Source organism: Herbaspirillum sp. SJZ099 (genome assembly GCF_007828355.1).
Lineage (GTDB): Bacteria > Pseudomonadota > Gammaproteobacteria > Burkholderiales > Burkholderiaceae_D > Herbaspirillum.
On record NZ_VIUO01000002.1, the window covers coordinates 238,176 to 259,397 of the forward strand.

Below are 21,222 nucleotides of genomic sequence, written 5' to 3' on the forward strand. Positions count from 1 at the left end.
TGAAAATGCAGTGGGATGTGGTCGTAGTCGGGGCAGGGCCCTCGGGTTTAACAATGGCGGGTGAACTCGCAGGCGCCGGCGTGAAAACCCTGGTAGTGGAGAGGCGCACCGCAGGCGTCCAGTCGCGCGCAGGAACCATCCTTCCTCGTGTGCTCGAGTTGTTCGATGCACGCGGTATAGCAGACCGCTTCATCAACAAGACGAAGCAAATCGCTCCGTATCCGTTCAGGCCGTCGCACATCTGGTCGGGGTTCCATCCCATCGACTGGAAGTACCTGGATTCGCGCTTCGGCTTCACGCTGGGTCTGCCCCAGAACCATACCGAGGAAATTCTCTGGGAATGGGCCAAGGAGTGCGGCGCCGAGGTCGTCTCGGACAGCGAGCTCATCGACCTTCGTCAGGACGCTGAGGGCGTCACGGTTCTGGTGCGCTCGTCTGCCGGTGAAGAGAGGGAGATCCGTGCCCGTTATGTGGTGGGCGCTGACGGCGGCCGCAGTGCCGTCCGCACGAAGCTGGGCATGGACTTCGACGGTCACTCCGGCACCTTCCGCGGCATTGTCGTGGATGCACACCTGGAAGCACCGTGGCCGGGCGGCCGTATCAACGTCGACAACGAGATGGGCTGGATTCGCGGCTACACGTTCGGCGAGGGCATCACCCGCTTCAACATCGTCCACCGCGACCGGCGCCATGCCCCCAAGGAGGAGCCAGTCGAGCTGCCCGAGGTGCTCCAGTGCCTGCGCGACGTGCATGGCACCGACTACGGGATTGCCTCCTATCGCTGGGCGTCGCGCTTCGATGACCAGATGCGTAGCGTCAAGCAGCTTCGCCAGGGACGTGTGTTCCTGGTCGGTGAATCGGCCCGCATTCACTACCCGGCCAGCGGCGTGGGCATGAACTTCTGCCTGCAGGACGCCTTCAACCTGGGCTGGAAGCTGGCCAACGTGGTGAAGGGTCTCGCCAAAGCCGATACCCTGGATACCTACCATTCCGAGCGCATGCCGGTCATGGAACGACTGCTGGAGAGCGTGAAGGCGCAATGTGCGCTGCAGTTCAACTTCTCCGAGGACGCCGTTGTCCTGAAGCGCCGCATGCAGGAGCACATCATCCCGCTGCCGGATGTCCAGAAGAAGCTGGTGCTGGAGCTGTGCGGCCTGGAAACTCCGTATCCCCGCGCTGAAGGGGCGCACCCGGCGGAAGGGTTGCGCTGTCCGGACATCCTGCTGACGCTGCTGGATGGCTCTACGCCCAGCATGCTGTCCCTGCTGCGCTCGCGCAAGTTCCTGCTGTTGGACCTGGAGGGCTTCAGCCGCCAGTTCGCCGATCTCGATGTCTCGAAGTACCCCATCGATGTGGTTCAAGCGCGCCTGGCGAAGATTCCCGACGTGCTCGGTGACGTGAAGGCCCTGTTGGTCCGGCCGGATGGCTATATCGCCTGGGCTGGCAGCAGCACTGGCCTGGTGAGGGAAGTCGAAGGCCAGCTTTCGAAATGGTTTAACGGGAGTCTCTGATGCAAACGCAGCGGAAGCTTTTGAAGGGCGGCTGGGTCGTCAGCATGGACCCGAAGGTGGGTGACCACCGTTCGGCCGATATCCTGGTCGACGGCGACAAAATCGTCGAGGTTGCGCCCAACCTGGAAGTGGCGGACGCCGAACTGGTTGATGCCTCCGGGATGATTGTCATCCCAGGCTTTGTGGATACCCATCGCCACACCTGGCAGACCTGCGTTCGCCACCGCTACGCTGATATCGACCCGCAAATCTACTTCGCGGAGATGTTGGGAGCGAAGGGCGCGGCGTATCGGCCGGAAGACGTGTATATCGGCACGTTGCTGGGCGCGGTGTCGGCCTTGGACTCCGGCATCACCACGATGCTGGACTGGTCGCACATCCAGAATAGCCCTGAGCACACGGATGCCGCGGTCATCGCCCTGCAGGACTCTGGCATGCGCGCCATCTTCGCCCACGGCTGGCCGCTGGTCGAAGGCGCATCCTGGATGTTCAACAGCCAGCGCGGACACCTGGAAGACATCCGTCGCCTGCGCCAGCAGTTCTTCTCGTCCGACGACCAGTTGGTCACCCTGGCCATGGCCGGCCGTGGCCCTGAAATGGCCACCCGGGATGTCTGGCTCGGCGACCTGCGCCTGGCCCGAGAGCTCGGTATTCGCTCCAGCATCCACATGGGCGCCTATGCACGGAACGCCAAGGTGCGCGCCATCGCGCAGATGCATGAAGCGGGCGTCCTCGGCGCGGATTTGACCTTCGTCCATTGCTGCTGCTCCCACGACGACGAGATTTCGATGATGGCTGATGCTGGCGTCACCGCATCCCTCGGGGTGCACTGCGAGCTGAACGCCCAAGGTATCGGCGACATCCCGTTCGACCGCCTGCTGGCGGCCGGCATTCGCCCCAGCCTGAGCGGCGACACCGAAACGAAGTGCGCCGGCGACATGTTTACCCAGATGCGGCATGCATTCGCCTATTACCGTTCCTGGATGGGCGGCGGCCACTCCAAGGCAAAGGGTGCACCGGAGACGATGACGATGCGCGACGTGCTGGAGTTCGCAACCCTGTCGGGCGCGCAGGCGACCGGCATGGAGAGCAAAATCGGCTCCCTGACTCCTGGCAAGCAGGCTGACATCGTCATGATTCGTACCGACGACATCAATCTGGCGCCGGTCTCGGATGCAGTGGGAGCCATCGTCCTGGCCGCCCACCCCGGTAACGTGGATTCGGTGTACGTGGCCGGCCGCGCGGTCAAGAAGGGCGGCAAGCTGCTGTCCGTGGACCTCGATCAGGTGCGCGACCGCGCTGTGAGCTCGCAGAAGTTCGTTCTGGGGCTGCAATGACGTCGACCAATTCAGCAAAAGAGTTGGATCCTCAACTGGCGGAAATCGTCCGCAAGGTGGCCGAGGTCGGCATTCCTCCGCCGTTTTCAGGCACGCCAGAGCAGGCCCGGGGCCGCCTGCGCCAGGCAATCGAGCGCGCAAGGGCGGGTAAGACCTTGCCTGAGGTGCTCTCGACGGAGGATGTCGTGGCATCGGACGAGGTCAATGGCCAGCTTATCGAGGTTCCTGTCCGTGTGTATCGGCCCTTGGCTTTCCAGGGGCGGATCCCAACCGTCGTGTTCTTCCATGGTGGCGGCTTTGTCCTGGGCAGCGTTGAGCTCATGGACGACATCGTGCGCAAGCTGTGCCGTGATACCGGCGCCGTCGTGGTGTCCGCGGATTACCGGCTGGCGCCCGAACATCCTTTTCCGGCCGCGCACGATGACGCCCTGGCGGCTACTCGCTGGGCCTTGAAGAACGTGGAAACGCTCGGTGGCGACCCGCTCCGTGTGGCCGTTGCTGGCGAAAGCGCCGGCGCCAACCTGGCAACGTCCGCCGCAATTCTGGTTTCCCGTGAGTCTCCAAGGAGCCTTGTGGCCCAGCTGCTGGTGGTCCCTGGCATTGATATGGCCCGGGATGTGTCGGAAATTGAGGCCCGTGGCATCGACTATCCGATGCTCAAGCCGAACGATTTGCGCGACATTTCCCGCCTGTACATGGGCGAGAACATGACCCAGTCCACGGAATTCCCTCCGTCGCCGCTGCGCGCGACGGCCCTGGAAAGTTCGCCGCCGGCGCTCATTGCGGTCGCCGGCCACGACCCGTTACGGCCAGAAGGCCTGGCGTATGCCGACAAGCTGGCCCAAAACGGAGTCCCGGTGAAGGTGCTCGACTTCGACAGCATGTTTCACCTCTTCTTCGGCATGTTCGAAGCGTCGGCCGGGGCGCGCCTTGCCAATGACCAGATTTGCCAGTCTTTCTCTCGCTGGATTGAGGCCTATTCCAGTGAGGGCGCGGGATGCAGCGCCGCTACTTTCAGCTGATTTTTTCTTAGGAGTTCTGTAATGCGTTACGTATCGGTTTTGTATCAAGGCAAAAAGGCCCTCGGTGTTCGCGAAAGCAAGGGAATTCGCATCATCGGTGAGGAATCTCTGGAAGACCTCCTGGCGCGTGGTGTCAGCCTCAAGAACTACGGCGGGACCTTCAAGGAAGGCGTGGTCGTGGCGGAACAGGACGTTACCTATCTGCCGCCGCTGTCCCGTCCGCCGAAAATCATCTGCGTCGGCCTGAACTATGCCGACCACACCAAGGAGAGCAACTTCGTCCAGCCGGATTACCCCACGCTGTTCTTCCGCGTGAATACCAGCCTGGTTGCGCATGCGCAACCGATGATTCGCCCAGCGGTGAAGGACAGCGAAGGCCTCGATTTCGAAGGTGAGATTGCCGCCGTGATTGGCAAGGGCGGTCGCCACATCGCGCCCGCTGACGCTCTGGAGCATGTGGCCGGATACAGCCTCTTCAACGACGGTTCCGTGCGCGAGTACCAGTTCAAGACCCCGCAATGGACCGTCGGCAAGAACTTCGACGGTACCGGCGCCTTTGGCCCAGACCTGGTCACCGCCGACGAGCTGCCGGCCGGCGCCAAGGGCCTGCGCCTGGAAACCATCCTGAACGGGGAAGAGGTCCAGTCGGCCAGTACCGACGAGATGGTCTTCGATATCGCAACCGTTATCAGCATCGTCAGCCAGGCTATTACCCTGGAACCGGGTGACGTGATTGTCACCGGCACACCGTCGGGTATCGGCTGGGCGCGCTCGCCGAAGCTGCTGATGAAGGCCGGTGACGTGTGCGAGGTCCGCGTCGAGGGTATTGGCACGCTGCGCAACGTCATCATGGACGAAGCACGCTAAGTAGTCCCGGAAGTAAAACGGGCCTCCGGCAACGCATCGTGAGGCCCGTGGCGTTTAGGAGATATGTCGTGACAGCCATCCATTCGATTGACCATTTCGCGCTGGCAGTACCAGATTTGAACCAGGCCAGGACGTTTTTCTCCACCTTCGGGCTGGATATCAAGGAGAACACGAGTCCGGAAGGTGGCCTGAACGTGTTCGCCGCCGATGGCCACCGCTGGGCGCGGCTCGTGCCGGGCGACCGGAAGCATCTGGATTATCTGACCTTCAACGCCTACCAGGAAGATATCTTCCGGTTGCATAGCCAGGTGGTGGAGGCGGGGGCGACTCAGGTATCGGCCATTTCGCAGGGTGACGAGCCCTCGTTCTGGTTCCGCGACCCGGATGGCAACCGGATTCAGGTACGTGTCGGCCCCAAGACCACGCTGGATGAGAAACCGACCAGGACGAGCGAGAGCACGCCGGCGGACAAGCGCGGGGCATGCACACGCGCTGAGGCGGTGACAGTGAAGCCCACCCGGCTCTCGCACGTGCTGCTGTTCACGCCGGATGTCCTTGGCTCGGTGGCTTTCTATGAGCGCGCCCTGGGACTGCGCCTTTCGGACAAGTCCCGCGATATCATCGCCTTCATGCATGCTCCCCATGGCTGCGACCATCACCTAGTGGCTTTCGCCAAGAGCAGCGCGCGAGGCTGGCATCACTCATCCTGGGACGTACCAGACGTCAATGCGGTGGGTGCCGGCGCCGCCCAGATGGCTGCTGCTGGGTATGTGAAGGGCTGGGGCACCGGGCGCCATGTACTCGGCTCCAATTACTTCCACTATGTAGAGGATCCTTGGGGTTCCTTCTGCGAGTTTTCGGCCGACATCGACTATGTGTCCGCAGGCAAGCCATGGCCGGCCGGCGACTTCCCGCCGGAGGACTCCCTGTATCTGTGGGGGCCCGGCGTGCCGGAGAATTTCATCTTCAATACCGAGGCATGAGCCAGTATTGAGCGCACATCACTTTAAGGATGAACAACTTGAGCCCCAGACTGCCCCATTTCTCCGTTGAAAGCGCATCTCCGGAGCAGAAGGACGTATTGCATGCGATTCTCTCCGGCCCGCGCGGCAACCTGAATGGCCCATTTCTCTCGTGGATTCATAGCCCCGAGCTGGCAAGCCGTGCGCAGGAGCTGGGGGCGTTCTGCCGCTACGGCACGGGATTGTCTCTGCGGCTCTCCGAGCTCGCCATCCTGTGCACGGCGGCCAAGTGGAAGTCGCAAGCCGAGTGGTATATCCACTACCCGATAGGCGTTGATGCCGGGCTCAAGCCAGAAGTGCTCGAAGACCTCCGGCAGGATAAGCCGCCCAAGTTCGATAACGGCGACGAAGCCTTGATTTGGCGATTCGTAGAGGACCTGTACCAGAAGAGACGGGTGTCCGACGAGATCTATCACGAGGCGGTCACCAGTTTCGGCGTCAAGACGGTGGTGAATCTGGTGGGGCTGCTGGGGTACTACACCTTGGTGGCGATGAGCCTGAACGTATTTGACGTCAGGGCGGACGGGCAAGTCGAGCTGCCGTTCCCAGATACCCCGTAATGGTCCGCTGCAACCGGGCCAGTCCTTTTTCGAGCGGATGACTGGCCTGATCCCGTTATCCGCTTTAGCAGATTTCTGAACTAACGGAGGCGGTAGAAATGATGGATACGAGTTTGCAGACGAAATTCACGCACGTGAAGCCTGGTGACACTCAGTTCGTTGAGGGGGGCCTGCGGGATTTTTTCGTCTATCGGGACCTGGGCGTCGCCGAGGCCACCCAAGGAAAGGTCATCGCCCAACTGGTGCGCGCAAATGCGGCTCCTGAGGCTGGCACCGGATGGCACGTGCACGAGGCGGAGTTCCACATCGTCTACATGCTGAAGGGCTGGGCGAAGTTCATGTACGAAGACAAGGAAACGCTCGTCAGCGCTGGCGACTGCGTGCATCAGGCGCCGGGTATCCGCCACTTCCTGTTCGACTACTCGCCCGATATGGAGTACCTGGAAGTGGTCGGCCCGGCCGACTTCGCCAGCATCGGGGTAGCGGAGCCATGTGCAGTGCCGGAACCCGCGCCCTGGGCATAAGGCTGAACAGTTTCATCTCCTCTGCTGCCAGCGGAGGTTCTGCCCAGAGGACTTCCCGGGGCATTTTTATTCCACCGTCACCGACTTAGCCAAATTCCGCGGCTTATCCACATCGGTGCCACGCGCCAACGCCGTGTGATAAGCCAGCAACTGCAACGGCACCACGTGCAGGATCGGCGACAACACCCCATAGTGCTCCGGCATGCGGATCACGTGCAGGCCTTCGCTTGAGTGGATGTGCGAATCGCTGTCGGCGAACACGTAGAGCTGGCCGCCACGGGCGCGCACTTCCTGCATGTTCGATTTCAGTTTTTCCACCAGCGCGTCGTTGGAGGCGATGGTGACTACCGGCATCTGGTCGGTTACCAGCGCCAGCGGGCCGTGCTTGAGTTCGCCGGCGGCGTAGGCTTCGGCGTGGATGTAGGTGATTTCCTTGAGCTTCAGGGCGCCTTCCAGCGCGATCGGGTAGTGCAGGCCGCGGCCGAGGAAGAGGGCGTTTTCGCGGCGGGCGAAGGTTTCGGCCCAGGCGACGATGCTGGGTTCGAGCGCCAGTACGCTTTGCAGCGCGGCAGGCAGGTGGCGCATGGCCTTGAGGTGGGCTTCTTCCTGCTCTTGCGTCAGCAGGCCGCGGGTTTGCGCCAGCGACAGCGTGAGCAGCAGCAGGGCCACCAGTTGGGTGGTGAAGGCCTTGGTCGAGGCGACGCCGACTTCGACGCCGGCGCGCGTGATGTAGGCCAGTTCGCATTCTCGCACCATGGCGCTGGTGGCGACGTTGCAGATGGTCAGCGTGTGCGGCATGCCGAGGCTGCGCGCATGCTTGAGCGCGGCCAGGGTGTCGGCGGTTTCGCCGCTTTGCGAAATGGTGACGACCAGCGATTTCGGGTTGGGCACGCTGTCGCGGTAGCGGTATTCGCTGGCGATCTCGACGTTGACCGGGATCCTGGCGATCGATTCCAGCCAGTACTTGGCGGTGAGGCCGGCGTAGTAGCTGGTGCCGCAGGCCAGGATCAGGACCGAGTCGACTTCCTTGAAGATCTTGTAGGCCTTGTCGCCGAACAGTTCGGGCATGATGCCGGCCACGCCTTCGAGCGTGTCGGCGATGGCGCGCGGTTGCTCGAAAATTTCCTTTTGCATGTAGTGCTGGTAGGGGCCGAGTTCGACCGCGCTGCTGAAGGCTTGCACCGTACGCACTTCGCGTTCGGCCGAGCGGCCGGCGGCGTCGACGATCCAGACTTTTTGCAATTGCAGGTCGACCACGTCGCCTTCTTCCAGGTAGATGATCTGGTCGGTGGTGCCGGCCAGCGCCATGGCGTCGGAGGCGACGAAGTTCTGGCCTTCGCCCAGGCCGACGATCAGCGGCGAGCCTTGGCGGGCAGCGACCACGCGGTGCGGTTCGTCGGACGAGAACACGGCGATGGCGTAGGCGCCGGTCAGGCGGCGCACGGCCTGTTGCACGGTGGCGAACAGGTCGCCGTCGTACATGTGGTCGATCAGGTGGGCGATGACCTCGGTGTCGGTCTGGCTCTCGAACGTGTAGCCGGCGGCTTGCAGCTCGGCGCGCAGTTCGTCGTGGTTTTCGATGATGCCGTTGTGGACCAGCGCGATGCGATCGCGCGAGAAGTGCGGATGGGCGTTGTGTGTGGCCGGGGCGCCGTGGGTGGCCCAGCGCGTGTGGGCGATGCCGGTGAAGCCGGCCAGGCCGGTCTGTTCGATCTGCTTTTGCAGTTCGGCGACGCGTGAGGTGCTGCGCGAGCGCTGCAGCTTGCCGTCCACGTACAGCGCGACGCCGCAGGAGTCGTAGCCGCGGTATTCGAGGCGCTTTAAGCCCTCGAGCAGGATGGGAGTGACGTTTTGTTGCGCAACCGCGCCGACGATGCCGCACATGATGAACCTCGCTGGAAGAAATGTGAGGCCATATTAGGCGAGGGGGTATGAAATAAGATTTCTAAAATAATTTAAATATGAACTATTATTGCCATTAGGATTTATGTTGGAATTAACGTAAACATATTTAATTAATATGAAATTATGTTTCATATTTAATTGCTCGAACAACTTCATTGCAAGCAAGGTGCCGGATGAAACTCGAACTCGACGACCTGGATCGCCGTATCTTGAAGGCGCTGCAAAGCGATGCCAGCCAGACCAACCATCAGTTGGCGGCGTCGGTGCACGCGTCGCCGCCGACTTGCCTGCGCCGGGTCAGGCGGCTGACCGAGGCGGGCGTGATCGCGCGCCAGGTGGCCTTGCTAGATACGGACAAGCTGGCATCGACCTTGACCGCCATCGTTGAAATCACGCTGGATCGCCAGGGGGATGAAGAGCAGCAATCGTTTGAGTCGCTGGTGGCCGATGAGCCGGCGGTGCAGCAGTGCTATCGGGTGTCGCCCGGCCCGGATTTCGTGCTGGTGGTGCTGGTGGCCGACATGCCGGCCTATCATGCGCTGGCGCATCGCTTGTTCGCTTCGCAAAAGAACGTGCGCAACGTGCGCAGCTATTTCTCTGTATTGCGCAGCAAATTCGAGACGGCGGTGCCGATCGATGTGCAGAAGGAATAGGCAGGAGTGGGATCAATATAAAAAGGACCGGCCCGCGTGTTGTGCAGTCACGGAGCCGGTCCTTTTTGTTTTTCGGCGCTGTTTGCCGGGATGATTATTTCTTGATTTTCACCGGACGCTGCCAGCCCGGCAGCGAGAGCTGCTTGGCGCGCGACAGCGTGAGCTGGCCGGCCGGGGCATCCTTGGTCAGCGTGGTGCCGGCGCCCAGCGTGGCACCCTTTCCGACGCGCACCGGCGCCACCAGTTGCGAATCGCTGCCGATGAAGGCGTCGTCTTCGATGACGGTGCGGAATTTGTTGGCGCCGTCGTAATTGCAGGTGATCACGCCGGCGCCGATGTTGACGCCGCTGCCGACATCGGCATCGCCCACGTAGGCCAGGTGGTTGGCCTTGCTGCCGATGCCGACGATGCTGTTCTTGACCTCGACGAAGTTGCCCACGTGGACATCCTGCTCCAGTTCGGTGCCGGGGCGCAGGCGCGCGTACGGGCCGACCTGGGCGCCGGCGCCGACGGTCGCGCCTTCGATGTGGGTGAAGGGCTTGATGTTGGCGCAGGCGCCGATGCTGGCGTTCTTGATCACGCAATTGGCGCCGATGGCCGCGCCTTCGGCGATGCTGACGCGGCCTTCGAATACGCAGTTGACGTCGATGGCGACATCGCGGCCGCAGGTGAGCTCGCCGCGGACATCGATGCGCGCCGGGTCGGCCAGCGTCACCCCTTGCTCCAGCAGCCGGTTGGCGATATTGCGCTGGTGCACGCGTTCCAGTTCTGCCAGTTGCGCCTTGCTGTTGACGCCCAGCGTTTCGGCCACATCGTCGGGCTGGGCCGAGACCACCTCGACGCCATCGGCCACCGCCAGGGCGATGATGTCAGTCAAATAATATTCGCCCTGGGCGTTCTGGTTGGACAGCGCGGCCAGCCACTTGCGCAGCCGGGCGGTGGGCGCGGCGATGATGCCGGTATTGATCTCGCGGATGGCGCGCTGGGCTTGGCTGGCATCCTTTTGCTCGACGATGCTGGTGATCCGGCCGTTCTCGCGCACGATGCGACCGTAACCGGTCGGGTCGTCCAGGGTAATGGTCAGTACGCCCAGCTTGTCGTTGCCGGCCGCGTCCAGCAGGCGCTGCAGGGAAGCCGACGTGGTCAGCGGCACGTCGCCGTAGAGGACCAGGGTCGGCGCATCGTCTTCGATGTGCGGCAGGGCTTGCATCACTGCGTGGCCGGTGCCCAATTGCGGTTCTTGTTTGGCGAACGACAGGCCGGCATCCGCGAACGCCTTGGGCACCGCATCGCCGCCGTGGCCGTAAACCACGCACAGTTGCCGGGGCGAGAGCGAGCGGGCGGTGTCGATGACGTGGCCCAGGAGCGGCTTCCCGGCGAGCGGATGCAAGACTTTGGGCAGGGCCGACTGCATGCGTTTGCCCATGCCTGCGGCGAGGATGACGATGTTCATGTAAGAGCTTGTAGCGAGCGGAACGAAAGCCGGAAGTCTAGCATGCAGGCCTTGTTCCGGGCCTTGTCCAAATGCAAAGTTGAAGGTCATTTCCGCATGTGCTCGACCCTTTGCGTGGCTGGGCGGCAATTATGATGGCACTCTGCACTGAATGCGTCTGACGCACTGGGAGACGCATTCAGTTGCGGCGCGGCATCATTCCGGCGGCCGGGTTGCAATAGCATCAAGATAACGATAACGGATCCCGGCAAGACCGGGATATCCATGGAAGCAGTCAATGAAGATCTTATTGTTGAACGACGAGTTTTATACCACCGGCGCGAGCATCGCAATGTTGCGCCTGGCAGAACGGCTGGTGCAGCACCACGAGGTATACGTCATGCCGCGTATCGACGGCCAGGGAGATGTGCGCAAGAAGTTCGAAGCCTTGGGCATTCCCATCGTCAAGAACATCGATAGCGCCGACGTGATCGTCTCCAACTGCATCTTGTCGGGAGCGGCGGTCGCCGACCTGGCGTCGCGTTGCCCGGTAGTCTGGTGGATCCATGAGGCAGAAATCGGGCGCGATCTGCTAGTGCACTACCCGCAAATGGCAGCCGGTTTCAAGAAGGCTTCGCATATCGTTTTCCAGACCGAATTCCAGCGCATCGTCTACGGCAGTTTCCTGTTCGACAGTCCGGCCGCCACCCATGTGCTGCCGTTCTGGAACGATGCCATTTACCGGCAGGAAGACCTCGCTCCCAAGTCGAAAGACAAGAAGCGCATCGTCTGCATCGGCACCATCGAGCAACGCAAGCGCATGGAGGACGTCATCATGGCGGTCAACGCCATGGATGAGGCGTTGCGCGACAGCGTCGAAGTGCTTTTCATCGGCAAGTACTTGCAGATGAGCGATGGCGCCAGGCGCCTGGCCGAAGCGTTCCCCAATCTCTACCGGTTCATGGGCGAGCTTCCCAACGAAGAGACCCTGCGCTACCTGGCCTCGGCCGATGCTTACGTGCTGGCCAGCAATTCCGAGTCGCAGCCGCTGACGATCTGGGAGGCTTTCGAGCTCGAGGTGCCGGTCTGCCTGTCCGATTTGGAAACCTACCGGCATATTGGCCTGCGCAATGGCGTCAATGCGTTGATGCACCCGGTGGGCAACATCGAAATGCTGTCTTCCAACCTGCGCATGTTGCTGACCAGCGACGAGGTGCGCCGCAGTGTCTCCCGCGCCGGCAAGAGCCTGCTGCTCGGTCGCCTGGCCAGCGACTGGGCCGATGAGTTCGAGCGCATTATCTATCGAGCGCAGGCGCAGGCGGAGATTAAGAGTTTAGGTTATTGAGTCCTCTCCCAAGAAATTTTGTATTGGCTCTAGTTCATCCTAGAACTGTTAATTTGTCTTTTTTAGAATGTTACGGGCGCTGGCAGTTACTCCAGCATTAATGCCAGCGATTCGTCGTGGGATAGCTTGGGGAGTGGACATGTTTATTTCTGACGCAGAGCGTTGGACGGTTGGTTTAGGCGCGCCATGGATGAAGCTTGAGTAGACCTCGTTGTACAAATGTACATGTTGTTTTAAGCCGAAACGGTTTTTGACCTCTTGCTGAGCCTGTATTGCCAATTTACTCCGCAATTCAGGAGATTCAATCAGTGAAACGATAGCATCCAGCCAGGCTTGACTGGAGTTTGGCATGAGCAAACCGGTGCTCTCATTCGTAACAACGGCGTTATAGACTGATACGTCACTAAAAATAGATGCGATGCCAGCGGCAGAGTAATCCAGCCATTTGACAAAGCTTTTGCATTGATTGTATTCGTCCTGAGCCAAAGGAATCAGGGCAATATCCCATTCCATATGCTTAAGTTGTACTGCATATTTCTCGTATTCATGAATGAAGGATGTGAAGCGAGCATTGGGATGCTGTTCCCAGCCTTGGGGACAATGCCAACCAACGAAGTCGATGCGTACTTTATCCCTATAACGTTCACATATTGTGCGCAAGGCCTGATGTACGAGTGCAAAATTCGATGGCTGAATAGATGAGCCGAGCAGGCCAATAGTGATGGCCTCTCCTTTTTGCTTGCGCGGCACGTCTCGATGAAAAATGTCGTAATCCAGATAATTCTGGAGGACGTGAACATTAGCGTTGAGCTGACGATACTTTTCGGCCAAGAAATGGGTGGATACCACTACGGCTTGCGCCCGTTTCACAGAGTATTCGATACCTTCTTTCCAGCTGGCGCCGGCAGCGGCTTCGGGATGGTCTGTGGGAATCTCATTAAGTAGATCATCGGATTCGTAGATGACTGGTTTGCCTAACTTGAATATCACATCCAGTGCCGAGATTGGCAGTAAGCCGGGGGTAAAACGATGTAATAAGATAACATCGGCACGTGCGGCGGCAGCGGTATCAAGCTGGCTGTTTTTGATGCCCCATTCTATTTCCCATTCGTCGGACATTTTCGCAAAAGGACGAATTAACCGGATCTGCGGGCAGGGGCTCCAGGTCGATTCCACACTGAACACTAACAGCCGTTTTTTCCGTTTCGCGAAGACCCCGCCAACAGGAGGTAAAGTTGTTGCTGTGATGGTTGAGTTCACCGCAACCGGTGAATGTGTTTTATGTATAGGTTCACCATTCAGGCCTACTGCCGACTTTTGTGTTTTTTCGACGAGGCTGCGAAGATCGTTCCAAAATGCATCTTCTTCTTCCTGATAAACATCACTGGCTTCATGTACAGTTTGTTTTGCTTGCGCAATATCTTCAGGATTGAGGCCCCAAGAAATGCCCTTGCCTTTCATGAGCCATGGAAAGCTTTCTGGGAGAGAGGTTGCATTCATGATGTAGACAACCGGGCACCCGCACAAAAGGGCTTCAAAGCACACTGTTGAGTGCTCATACATATACAAACATTCGACAGATCTAAAGATTTCGGCCAGTTGTGCTGCGGAACGCTCGGGTACTCGATATGAAATTTCTATCGAATCTGCAGCGATGGGGTGTAGTTCCCCTCCTTTATTTAGATGCCTATGGATGAAAACAGCCGTTCCTTTACGTTTTGTATCATCGACGCCAATGCTGTTGAATAGCCGCGTGTCGACAAGAGGGATGCGCAACATATCGGCAACCCATCCCTTGGGGACAAGCGTGGGGCCAAATGTATAGACCAGATCCCGAGGCTGAAGATTGATTGGTCGTCCTGTGTAGATAGCTGGTTCAGCAAGCAGATAGCGGACAACGTTACGTGCGTTGAGCGGGTTGTCGCTGACAACTTCTGGGTAAATTGCAATAGGACTGCGCCCGGCTTCCTGATGCATTCGTATGATGTCCTGCGTTAGGATAGGCGTGCGAAGTTGAGGGTTGACATTAGGGTTTAACGCATAAGCCTCTTCCCCGATCAGATTCAGCGCGTGACAGAGGTAGTGTAAGGCCCTCGCTCCTCCAGAAGTTTGGTGGAAAGGTGGGCTATAAACGTAGTACGGCTGATTTAGCGGAGCGAAGATTTGAGGATTCTTCATTCTAGATGTCTAGTTATTAGGTACGGAAATCTAAAGTAGAGAGCAGATGATGAGTTGTTCATCAGATCTAATCGATTATTCTTTTTGCTTGTAATAAGAGAAAAGCAAGTCACAAACTTTGCGTTGCTCTGCCTCTGAAATTCCATAGTACAGAGGGAGACGCACTAAGCGGTCACTGATGTCATCCGTTACATGCATAGCGGATTGCTGTTTGCCGAAACGTTTGCCTCCCGGGGAGCTATGTAGTGGGACATAATGGAATACCGCACTACAGCCATGCTCACGTAGAAACTGCAACAGATTGGTTCGATCTTCAAGATTTTTAGCCAGGAAATAAAACATGTGGCCATTGCCGGTTTCATGCAATTTGGTCTTGGGCAGCACAATTTTTTCGGTATCGGACAATGGAAGCAGCATGTCATGATAGCGTCTTACGGCGTTCAAGCGCTCATTGGTAATGGCGTCGGCATGTTCCAGTTGGGCATAGAGGAATGCAGAAATAAGCTCGCCCGGAAGATACGATGAGCCAATGTCAACCCAAGTGTATTTATCAACCATTTGCCTGAAAAATTGAGAGCGATTGGTTCCCTTTTCGCGAATGATTTCGGCGCGTTCAGCTAATTCCAGATTGTTGATGAGGAGGGCTCCGCCTTCTCCGGAGATAACATTTTTTGTTTCATGAAAACTGAGGCAACCCAGGTCTCCAAGACTGCCGAGCATTTTTCCTTTATAGGTAGATTGGAATGCTTGCGCAGCGTCTTCAATCAGCCATACTCCATGTTCCTTGGCCAGCAGAGCCAGTGCGTCCATTTCACATGGTACCCCCGCGTAGTGAACCGGAACAATGGCTTTGGTTCGATCGGTAATGGCTTGAGCTACAAGATTTTCATCGATATTGAGAGTGTCTTGCCGGATGTCTACGAATACCGGAGTTGCGCCGCGGGTAACAAAGGCATTGGCTGTCGAGACGAAAGTATATGAAGGCATGATCACTTCATCGCCGGGGCCTACCTCAGTCAAAATGGCAGCCATCTCCAGTGCAGCTGTGCAAGAATGAGTCAATAAGGCACGTTGCACACCAAGATTATGTTCCAGCCATGCATGGCAAAGCTTAGTGAATCGCTGGTCTCCGGCTAAGCTACCTTGTGCGACGGCTTGAGCTATGTAATAAAGCTCCTTGCCGACAATGAAGGGGCGACCGAAAGGAATTGTTTCCAAGTTGGACTTTTCTAACATGCCTATCCCTGCAATGAGTGCTCTAGGTTGGTGCAAATAATCCATACAATTTGTAGCCTAGTTTGTAGCGATACAAATCTTCAGGTGTTTTAATTTCTGCAGTCGTGCCCAACAGATCTTGAATGGTTCTGGATTTTTCTTCGTCACGAAAAGCCATGATACGGTCGAATTCGGTGATGCATGTGCCAGTTTCAAGGCAACGATATCCGGCCCTGCCCATGACGTCAGTTAACGTGGTGTCTGTGAAATGCTGCCAATGCCCAACGCAGTAATTGGAGTTTCGGCTGCCTTCAAGACGTACCAACAAGCTGTTGTAATTCGGGACCTGAATCAGTACTAAACCATTCGGTGCCAGGTTGTTCTTCAAGGAGCGGGCAAAACTTACAGGAGTAATCATGTGCTCAAGCACATCCAATAGGGTGATGAGATCGAAGGGGGGCCACAGTGGAGCTATATCGGTAGGAAAGTATCCGTTAATTACGCGTCCTGGAAATTGTTCGTTGAGCGGCTCGGCCATGGCACTGTCGGGTTCTATGCCATAAGCCTCAATTTTTTCGTAATTGGCGGCTGCGAGTACTGCCCCCGTACTTGCGCCGACATCCAGAACGGTTTTGAGATTGTGGTGATGGCGTATCGCTTGCTGCAAGAGAAATCTGGCTTTGGTAACTTCAAGTCGTGTAAACAGAGGGTGACGTTTGAGTCTTACATAGGCGCGCATGAATTCCGTATCGTCGTACTGTGCGGCATCGGCAGCGTCTGTTAATGTCATCGATGTATAAACCAAGCCACAAGTATGGCATTGAACATGCGGCACGCCGTTTTTCTCAAAGAGTACGGTTGCATTTTCAGTATTGGCGAGACAGGATGGGCAATTCAGGCGGTAGGTGACTTCGGAGTCGTGTAAAACATGCTGGCTATGGGTTTGTTTGGTGCGAAATTCTTTATAGATTTCCGCTAGTTGATCACGCATCCCGGGTTGCGTGGCAACGTCGAAGTCGCTAGGGGAGACGGTAAGTACGGACATTTACGCATCCTTTCTGACAAGAATTGTGAATTCGTAAAGTCCATAATCATGAAGAAGTGCAATCTGGCGTGAATAGTTACGTTTGCAGTAATCAAACAAAAAACATGGATCGGCGTAATAGAGTAGGTCGGGACGCATGCGTTCGGAATCGGAATAGCTGGTCAGGCAATTGAATGAAAAGCCTTTTTTGGAATACGCGTTCAGGATATCCAAAGTCGAGAGAATGTACTGAAGCCATGATGTGTCATCACGGCCTTGTCTTAAATTGAATATTCCGCTCGCAATGGTGAAATCGGCTTGTGAAGCGGGATGAGCAGATTGGGAAAAATGCGTATGCTCAAGGTGACCATAACGTGTCTGCGCTGTGTGAATCATTTCCGCCGAAATATCGTTTCCCATATAAAGCTGCATCGGTAAACGATTTTTTGCATATTCTAGAAATGCTCCATAACCGCACCCAAAGTCATTGAGAGAGAAATTTTCTGATCTGGGTAGGATTTTCGAGAGTTCCTCGAACCGTTGAAATTGACTGGTTTCGCTATTCCAGTCAACGCCGCGAGCGGTCGCCCCATATTCGGTCAATTTGGAATTGTAATAATGTGCCACGTCGAGGTGTATTCCCGACAGTAAAGAGTCATCCATTGAAATCCTTCTTTCCGCGGCTTGGCAATGCATGATGTACGGATTGAGGGCCGCAATTGAAAAGCAGATCGAGGATTGTTACGCCATGCGTAAATTCTCCCCAAAGTTGAGGGTAGGTGGGATAGCTTGGATAGCTGAACCAATCGACTGCCACGCCAGCTTCCCTGAAAATATTTTCGTCCAGATATTCTTGAGCGGCCGGCCCGGATAGATATCTCAGTGCACCTGCTTGCAGGCAGATGTTCAATAGTTTTTCGGAACGATCTCCTTGCAGTTGGTAATCTGACGAAGAGGAAATCGTTGTTTTAATTCCTAACTGTGTATTAACCCACTCCAGGAGTGTGCGGTTCAGATCGCTAAGAAAAACAAAAGGGCGCTGGAGGTAGAGTTGTTCAAGTTGGTTTGCGTAATAAGAGAAAAAAGGCGCGCGTGAATAGTTCTGCTGCAAACTTTTCCAGTGCATAGCCGCCCATTCGTTTCCATCGATTTCGGTTTCACGAATTGTCTGGAGATATTTTCCTTTGACTTTGACGGGGACGGTTAACCACTGTACGCCTTGTGGTGTCTTGATTTGATTTCGATTTCGCCAATCGCGTCGGGTATATTGCATATCGTCATACAAGACGAATTCGTCAACCGATGAGATTAAGTCAAAATAACCTTTCCAGGGAATGTAGTTCGACTGGACGATTGCTACTCGCTTCATACCTACTTTCAGGCAGGAATGTGGCCGTAACGGTACATATCGACGAGTTCCGGTGGAATGCCCCAGTCGGTAGCGCCAAGTTTGTCATGTAGTGTCTCAAGGTCAAACTGGATTGACTGTTTCAACTGCTCCACCATTCTATTTCGGGCTGGAACGAAATCATGTTGATAAGATGCATTGATCTGATGTCGAACGGCCTTCGCTATGGCGGCTTCACGCGATATATTACGAATTAATTTTCGCTCGGGCGCCAATTGTGAGTAACGTGGATCGATGTCTTGGCCAGACATCGCTGATACTAAATCTCGGCAGATGATGGGCGACAGATGGAAGCCATCTCGTTTGGTACCCCCCAGTATCCAGAGATTGTTCAATGAAGTGCGCCCGAAAAGCGGGTATGTATCTGATGTAGTTGGCCGCCAACCAACATTTACATTCACCAGGCTGGCACGGGAGAAATGGCTATTGATTTGATCCATGGCTGATTTGAGCAGGGTATAGGCGCTTCCGGCATGTCCATGATTTAACGGCCATGGACTAATATAGTTACTTGCGCCTACTAAAGTGCGATCTTTGCCGTAGGGAACAGAATATACGCCGCATGCCAAACCTCTATTCGTGGTTCGGACACAATGTGTATGGACGTTGTCTTTGCTCTGCAATTCAATGGACATGCCGACGCCATAGAATAGCCTTTGCACCGGTAACTGCTCTTTAAGAGATTCCAGCAATTTCGTGAGGCTTGCCCCATTACATAGAATGAATTGATCGGCCTCTATTGTTTCGCCGTTATCCAGGGTTATATGTGAAAGGGCTCCATTCTTCGAAACCAGTGTTACAGCTTGGGCATCGATTAATCGTGCATTGGGGTTACTGCGTACTGTGTCGGTCAGTTTGTCGAGGAATTGTTTGGGATTAACCCAGCCCTCCCTCTTTAGGTAAATCGCTTTTAGGGCTCGATGCCTTGAGTCCGGATGATAATTGGGAATGTCGCGAGGGGCGACTATCTCATGGGGCTCGTCATATTCTTGGCAGAACCGCTCGACAGCAGCGAAATTTTCATCATCCAGATCGTCTGTTGCAGCATTATTGAGTACGTACGTTCCGAAACCGTATGTTATTTCCGAGCCGTGGCAAATTTCCTGGAAGACTTCTGGCCACACAGCGGTCGCAGCTCGACTAAGGTCGAATTTGAAGCGATCCAGGTCAGTTTTTAAAGAGTCGCCCTCTAATTCAGTGAAGGAATTGAGCATCGCGGCAGCGGCCCGCGTTGCAGAGCCTGGACGATCGGATGGGCCAATAAGCGATATTTCGGCATTCGGATTTGCATACAGCCATGCACGGGCACTCATCATTCCGAGGATGCCATTTCCGATGATTGCGATTTTCATTAGAATCCGCCGCCTTCTGGAAAAGTAAGATAGCAAAGCGAGGGGTAAGCTTCAGCCTTATGTATGGTGTGCTTGTACTCGCCGAGAATGTCATTTAAATAATGCATGCCTTCTGTCGGGACTTGTCCCCCACGAGTTAATTGCCAAAATGCAACAATCCCTCCTGGGACTAACTGGCGTATTACGTCTTTGAAAGAGTCGCGGGTTGGTTCGAGCACGTTTAGATCGAACCATGCCAATGAGATCATTTCGCCGGGGAATTCTTTTCTGAAAGTATCGAAAGTCTGGCGGCAATCTCCTTCCCAAACACGGTGTTTCCCATTGACATGTCCCATGGCATTGTTGCGTTCATGTAATTGAAGCAGGGTCTTTAGTAGATTTGCGTACTCAGAGGAGAGCGAATAGGTGCCATCTGAATACAGTTTGGCATCACGGGGATCTTTTTCGTTGAAGCCTGCGTAACCCGTGAAGGTATCGAAGGCATGGATTCGACGTTGAAAATTGAGCGGCTCCAGAATTGCCCGGAAATTTTCACAAAGTACGGCAGTTTGACCGCGCCATGTCCCCATATCAACAATAGCTCCGGGTAGCTTTACAATTCGTTGATACACTTCGAACGTCGCTAAAATGCGGGCGAGCAATGAACCTCTGATGAATAGTCCAAGTGATCTTTCCGTTTCCTCTTCAGTCGCCGGATATGCCGCCATCATGGAAAACAGCTCTCGTCGGGCTTTTACTTGATCTTGATCGGCATTGGTAATGATCGATGACTCATGCATGTTTGACTCCAAAAGGGGAAGCGGTTCGATTGCAGGATGTATTGAACTATACGGTCAGTGCAACAGGTAGAAATGCAGGAAAAACGATCCTATTGGGGGTTATATTCACTTTCGCCATGTTTTTTGTCAGTTTGGGAGGGGGGCGACGCGCCTAAGCTAACTTATAAAAAGAAGATTTACGCATGATAAGCAGGTTAGCTTGGTACTTGTTACGACAATAAAATAGGTAGGATTCTTATCACTGATAGAAATGTGTTTAGCGGAGGTTTTATGCAGAGTTGGCAAGAAAATTCAGGTGGAGGGTACTGTTGAAAGTCGTCATTCTCGCAGGTGGCCTGGGCACGCGGCTCGGGGAAGAAACCGATGTGCGGCCGAAACCGATGGTCGAAATCGGCGGCAAACCGATCCTGTGGCACATCATGAAGGGCTATTCGCAGCACGGCTTCAACGAATTCGTGATCCTGCTCGGCTACAAGGGCTACATGATCAAGGAGTTCTTCGCCAATTACTTTCTGCACCAGGGCGATGTCACTATCGACCTGGCCGACAACCGCGTCGAGGTGCATCGCAACAAGTCCGAGCCGTGGAAGGTCACGCTGGTGGAAACCGGCCTGCATACCCAGACCGGCGGGCGCCTGCTGGCTGCGCGCGATTACCTCAAGGGCGACGATTTCATGCTCACTTACGGCGATGGCGTCTCCGACGTGGACGTGGGCGCGCTGGTGCGGCATCACCGCAGCCACCAGTCGCTGGTGACCATGACCACGGTGCAGCCCGAGGCGCGTTTCGGCATGGTGCAGACCGACGAGGCCGGCCTGATTCGCGACTTCCGCGAGAAGCCGCCGGGCGACCTGGGCTGGATCAACGGCGGCTTCATGGTGTGCCGCCAGGGCGTGTTCGATTATTTGAAGGACGGCGAGAGCACCATCTTCGAGCGCGCGCCGCTGGAGCAGATCGCCGCTGACGGCAAGCTGCTGAACTGGCCGCACCACGGTTTCTGGAAATGCATGGATACGCTGCGCGACAAGATCCAGTTGAACCAGATGTGGGACCAGGACCAGGCGCGCTGGAAGACCTGGGATTGACGT

Annotated in this window: 19 protein-coding genes; 10 read left to right on the forward strand and 9 right to left on the reverse strand. The window is 56.3% G+C overall.

What is annotated here, in order from left to right:
• The first annotated feature begins 53 nt into the window (after window positions 1-53).
• From FB597_RS06120 to FB597_RS06150, 7 genes are all read left to right on the forward strand, one after another.
• Complete coding sequence (locus FB597_RS06120; protein ID WP_370454645.1) at window positions 54-1,511, forward strand: FAD-dependent monooxygenase; 1,458 nt, start codon at window positions 54-56, stop codon at window positions 1,509-1,511.
• Entirely contained in the window at window positions 1,511-2,848 is a 1,338-nt protein-coding gene (locus FB597_RS06125; RefSeq protein ID WP_141913981.1) for an amidohydrolase family protein, read from the forward strand. Before FB597_RS06120 ends, FB597_RS06125 begins: the two co-directional genes overlap by 1 nt.
• Window positions 2,845-3,870, forward strand: a complete 1,026-nt coding sequence (locus FB597_RS06130) for an alpha/beta hydrolase (protein WP_141913980.1) — start codon at window positions 2,845-2,847, stop codon at window positions 3,868-3,870. Before FB597_RS06125 ends, FB597_RS06130 begins: the two co-directional genes overlap by 4 nt.
• Before the next feature lie 21 nt (window positions 3,871-3,891).
• Window positions 3,892-4,737, forward strand: a complete 846-nt coding sequence (locus FB597_RS06135) for a fumarylacetoacetate hydrolase family protein (RefSeq protein ID WP_144768651.1) — start codon at window positions 3,892-3,894, stop codon at window positions 4,735-4,737.
• Between the two features lie 68 nt (window positions 4,738-4,805).
• Window positions 4,806-5,720, forward strand: a complete 915-nt coding sequence (locus FB597_RS06140) for a VOC family protein (RefSeq protein ID WP_141913978.1) — start codon at window positions 4,806-4,808, stop codon at window positions 5,718-5,720.
• Between the two features lie 38 nt (window positions 5,721-5,758).
• Window positions 5,759-6,319 carry a carboxymuconolactone decarboxylase family protein gene (locus tag FB597_RS06145; RefSeq protein WP_141913977.1) on the forward strand — a complete coding sequence of 187 codons (561 nt, stop codon included), beginning with the start codon at window positions 5,759-5,761 and terminating at the stop codon, window positions 6,317-6,319.
• A 101-nt stretch (window positions 6,320-6,420) separates the two neighbouring features.
• Entirely contained in the window at window positions 6,421-6,843 is a 423-nt protein-coding gene (locus FB597_RS06150; protein ID WP_370454657.1) for a cupin domain-containing protein, read from the forward strand.
• Between the two features lie 66 nt (window positions 6,844-6,909).
• Here FB597_RS06150 and glmS read toward each other — a convergent pair whose 3' ends face one another.
• Entirely contained in the window at window positions 6,910-8,727 is a 1,818-nt protein-coding gene (glmS, locus tag FB597_RS06155) for a glutamine--fructose-6-phosphate transaminase (isomerizing) (RefSeq protein ID WP_144768653.1), read from the reverse strand.
• A gap of 194 nt (window positions 8,728-8,921) precedes the next feature.
• Here glmS and FB597_RS06160 point away from each other — a divergent pair, with 194 nt between their 5' ends.
• Window positions 8,922-9,401, forward strand: a complete 480-nt coding sequence (locus FB597_RS06160) for an Lrp/AsnC family transcriptional regulator (protein WP_141913974.1) — start codon at window positions 8,922-8,924, stop codon at window positions 9,399-9,401.
• Window positions 9,402-9,495: 94 nt separating this feature from the next.
• On the opposite strand, the gene glmU is transcribed toward FB597_RS06160, so the two are convergent.
• Complete coding sequence (gene glmU / locus FB597_RS06165; protein WP_141913973.1) at window positions 9,496-10,854, reverse strand: bifunctional UDP-N-acetylglucosamine diphosphorylase/glucosamine-1-phosphate N-acetyltransferase GlmU; 1,359 nt, start codon at window positions 10,852-10,854, stop codon at window positions 9,496-9,498.
• A 277-nt stretch (window positions 10,855-11,131) separates the two neighbouring features.
• Between glmU and FB597_RS06170 the strand changes: the two genes are divergently transcribed.
• The gene (locus FB597_RS06170) at window positions 11,132-12,178 is read left to right on the forward strand and encodes a glycosyltransferase family 4 protein (protein WP_141913972.1); all 1,047 of its coding nucleotides are present in this window, start codon (window positions 11,132-11,134) and stop codon (window positions 12,176-12,178) included.
• A 48-nt stretch (window positions 12,179-12,226) separates the two neighbouring features.
• Here the strand turns inward: FB597_RS06170 and FB597_RS06175 are convergent, their stop codons facing one another.
• The 7 genes from FB597_RS06175 to FB597_RS06205 form a co-directional block, all read right to left on the reverse strand.
• Complete coding sequence (locus FB597_RS06175) at window positions 12,227-14,155, reverse strand: glycosyltransferase (protein ID WP_255463850.1); 1,929 nt, start codon at window positions 14,153-14,155, stop codon at window positions 12,227-12,229.
• 276 nt (window positions 14,156-14,431) lie between these two features.
• Window positions 14,432-15,592: a dTDP-4-amino-4,6-dideoxygalactose transaminase gene (gene rffA / locus FB597_RS06180; protein WP_141914219.1), complete on the reverse strand. Its 1,161-nt coding sequence runs from the start codon at window positions 15,590-15,592 to the stop codon at window positions 14,432-14,434.
• 22 nt (window positions 15,593-15,614) lie between these two features.
• Entirely contained in the window at window positions 15,615-16,616 is a 1,002-nt protein-coding gene (locus FB597_RS06185) for a class I SAM-dependent methyltransferase (protein WP_144768655.1), read from the reverse strand.
• Window positions 16,617-17,258, reverse strand: a complete 642-nt coding sequence (locus FB597_RS06190) for a class I SAM-dependent methyltransferase (RefSeq protein ID WP_141913970.1) — start codon at window positions 17,256-17,258, stop codon at window positions 16,617-16,619.
• Window positions 17,251-17,964 carry a WbqC family protein gene (locus FB597_RS06195; RefSeq protein WP_141913969.1) on the reverse strand — a complete coding sequence of 238 codons (714 nt, stop codon included), beginning with the start codon at window positions 17,962-17,964 and terminating at the stop codon, window positions 17,251-17,253. The genes FB597_RS06190 and FB597_RS06195 overlap by 8 nt, the downstream gene beginning before the upstream one ends.
• Window positions 17,965-17,972: 8 nt before the next feature.
• The gene (locus tag FB597_RS06200) at window positions 17,973-19,355 is read right to left on the reverse strand and encodes an FAD-binding oxidoreductase (RefSeq protein ID WP_141913968.1); all 1,383 of its coding nucleotides are present in this window, start codon (window positions 19,353-19,355) and stop codon (window positions 17,973-17,975) included.
• A complete protein-coding gene (locus tag FB597_RS06205) occupies window positions 19,355-20,134 on the reverse strand; it encodes a TylF/MycF/NovP-related O-methyltransferase (protein WP_141913967.1) in 780 nt (259 codons plus the stop codon). The genes FB597_RS06200 and FB597_RS06205 overlap by 1 nt, the downstream gene beginning before the upstream one ends.
• Window positions 20,135-20,442: 308 nt before the next feature.
• Between FB597_RS06205 and rfbF the strand changes: the two genes are divergently transcribed.
• On the forward strand, window positions 20,443-21,219 hold the full coding sequence (gene rfbF / locus FB597_RS06210) for a glucose-1-phosphate cytidylyltransferase (protein ID WP_141913966.1): 777 nt from the start codon (window positions 20,443-20,445) through the stop codon (window positions 21,217-21,219).
• The last annotated feature ends 3 nt before the right edge of the window (window positions 21,220-21,222 follow it).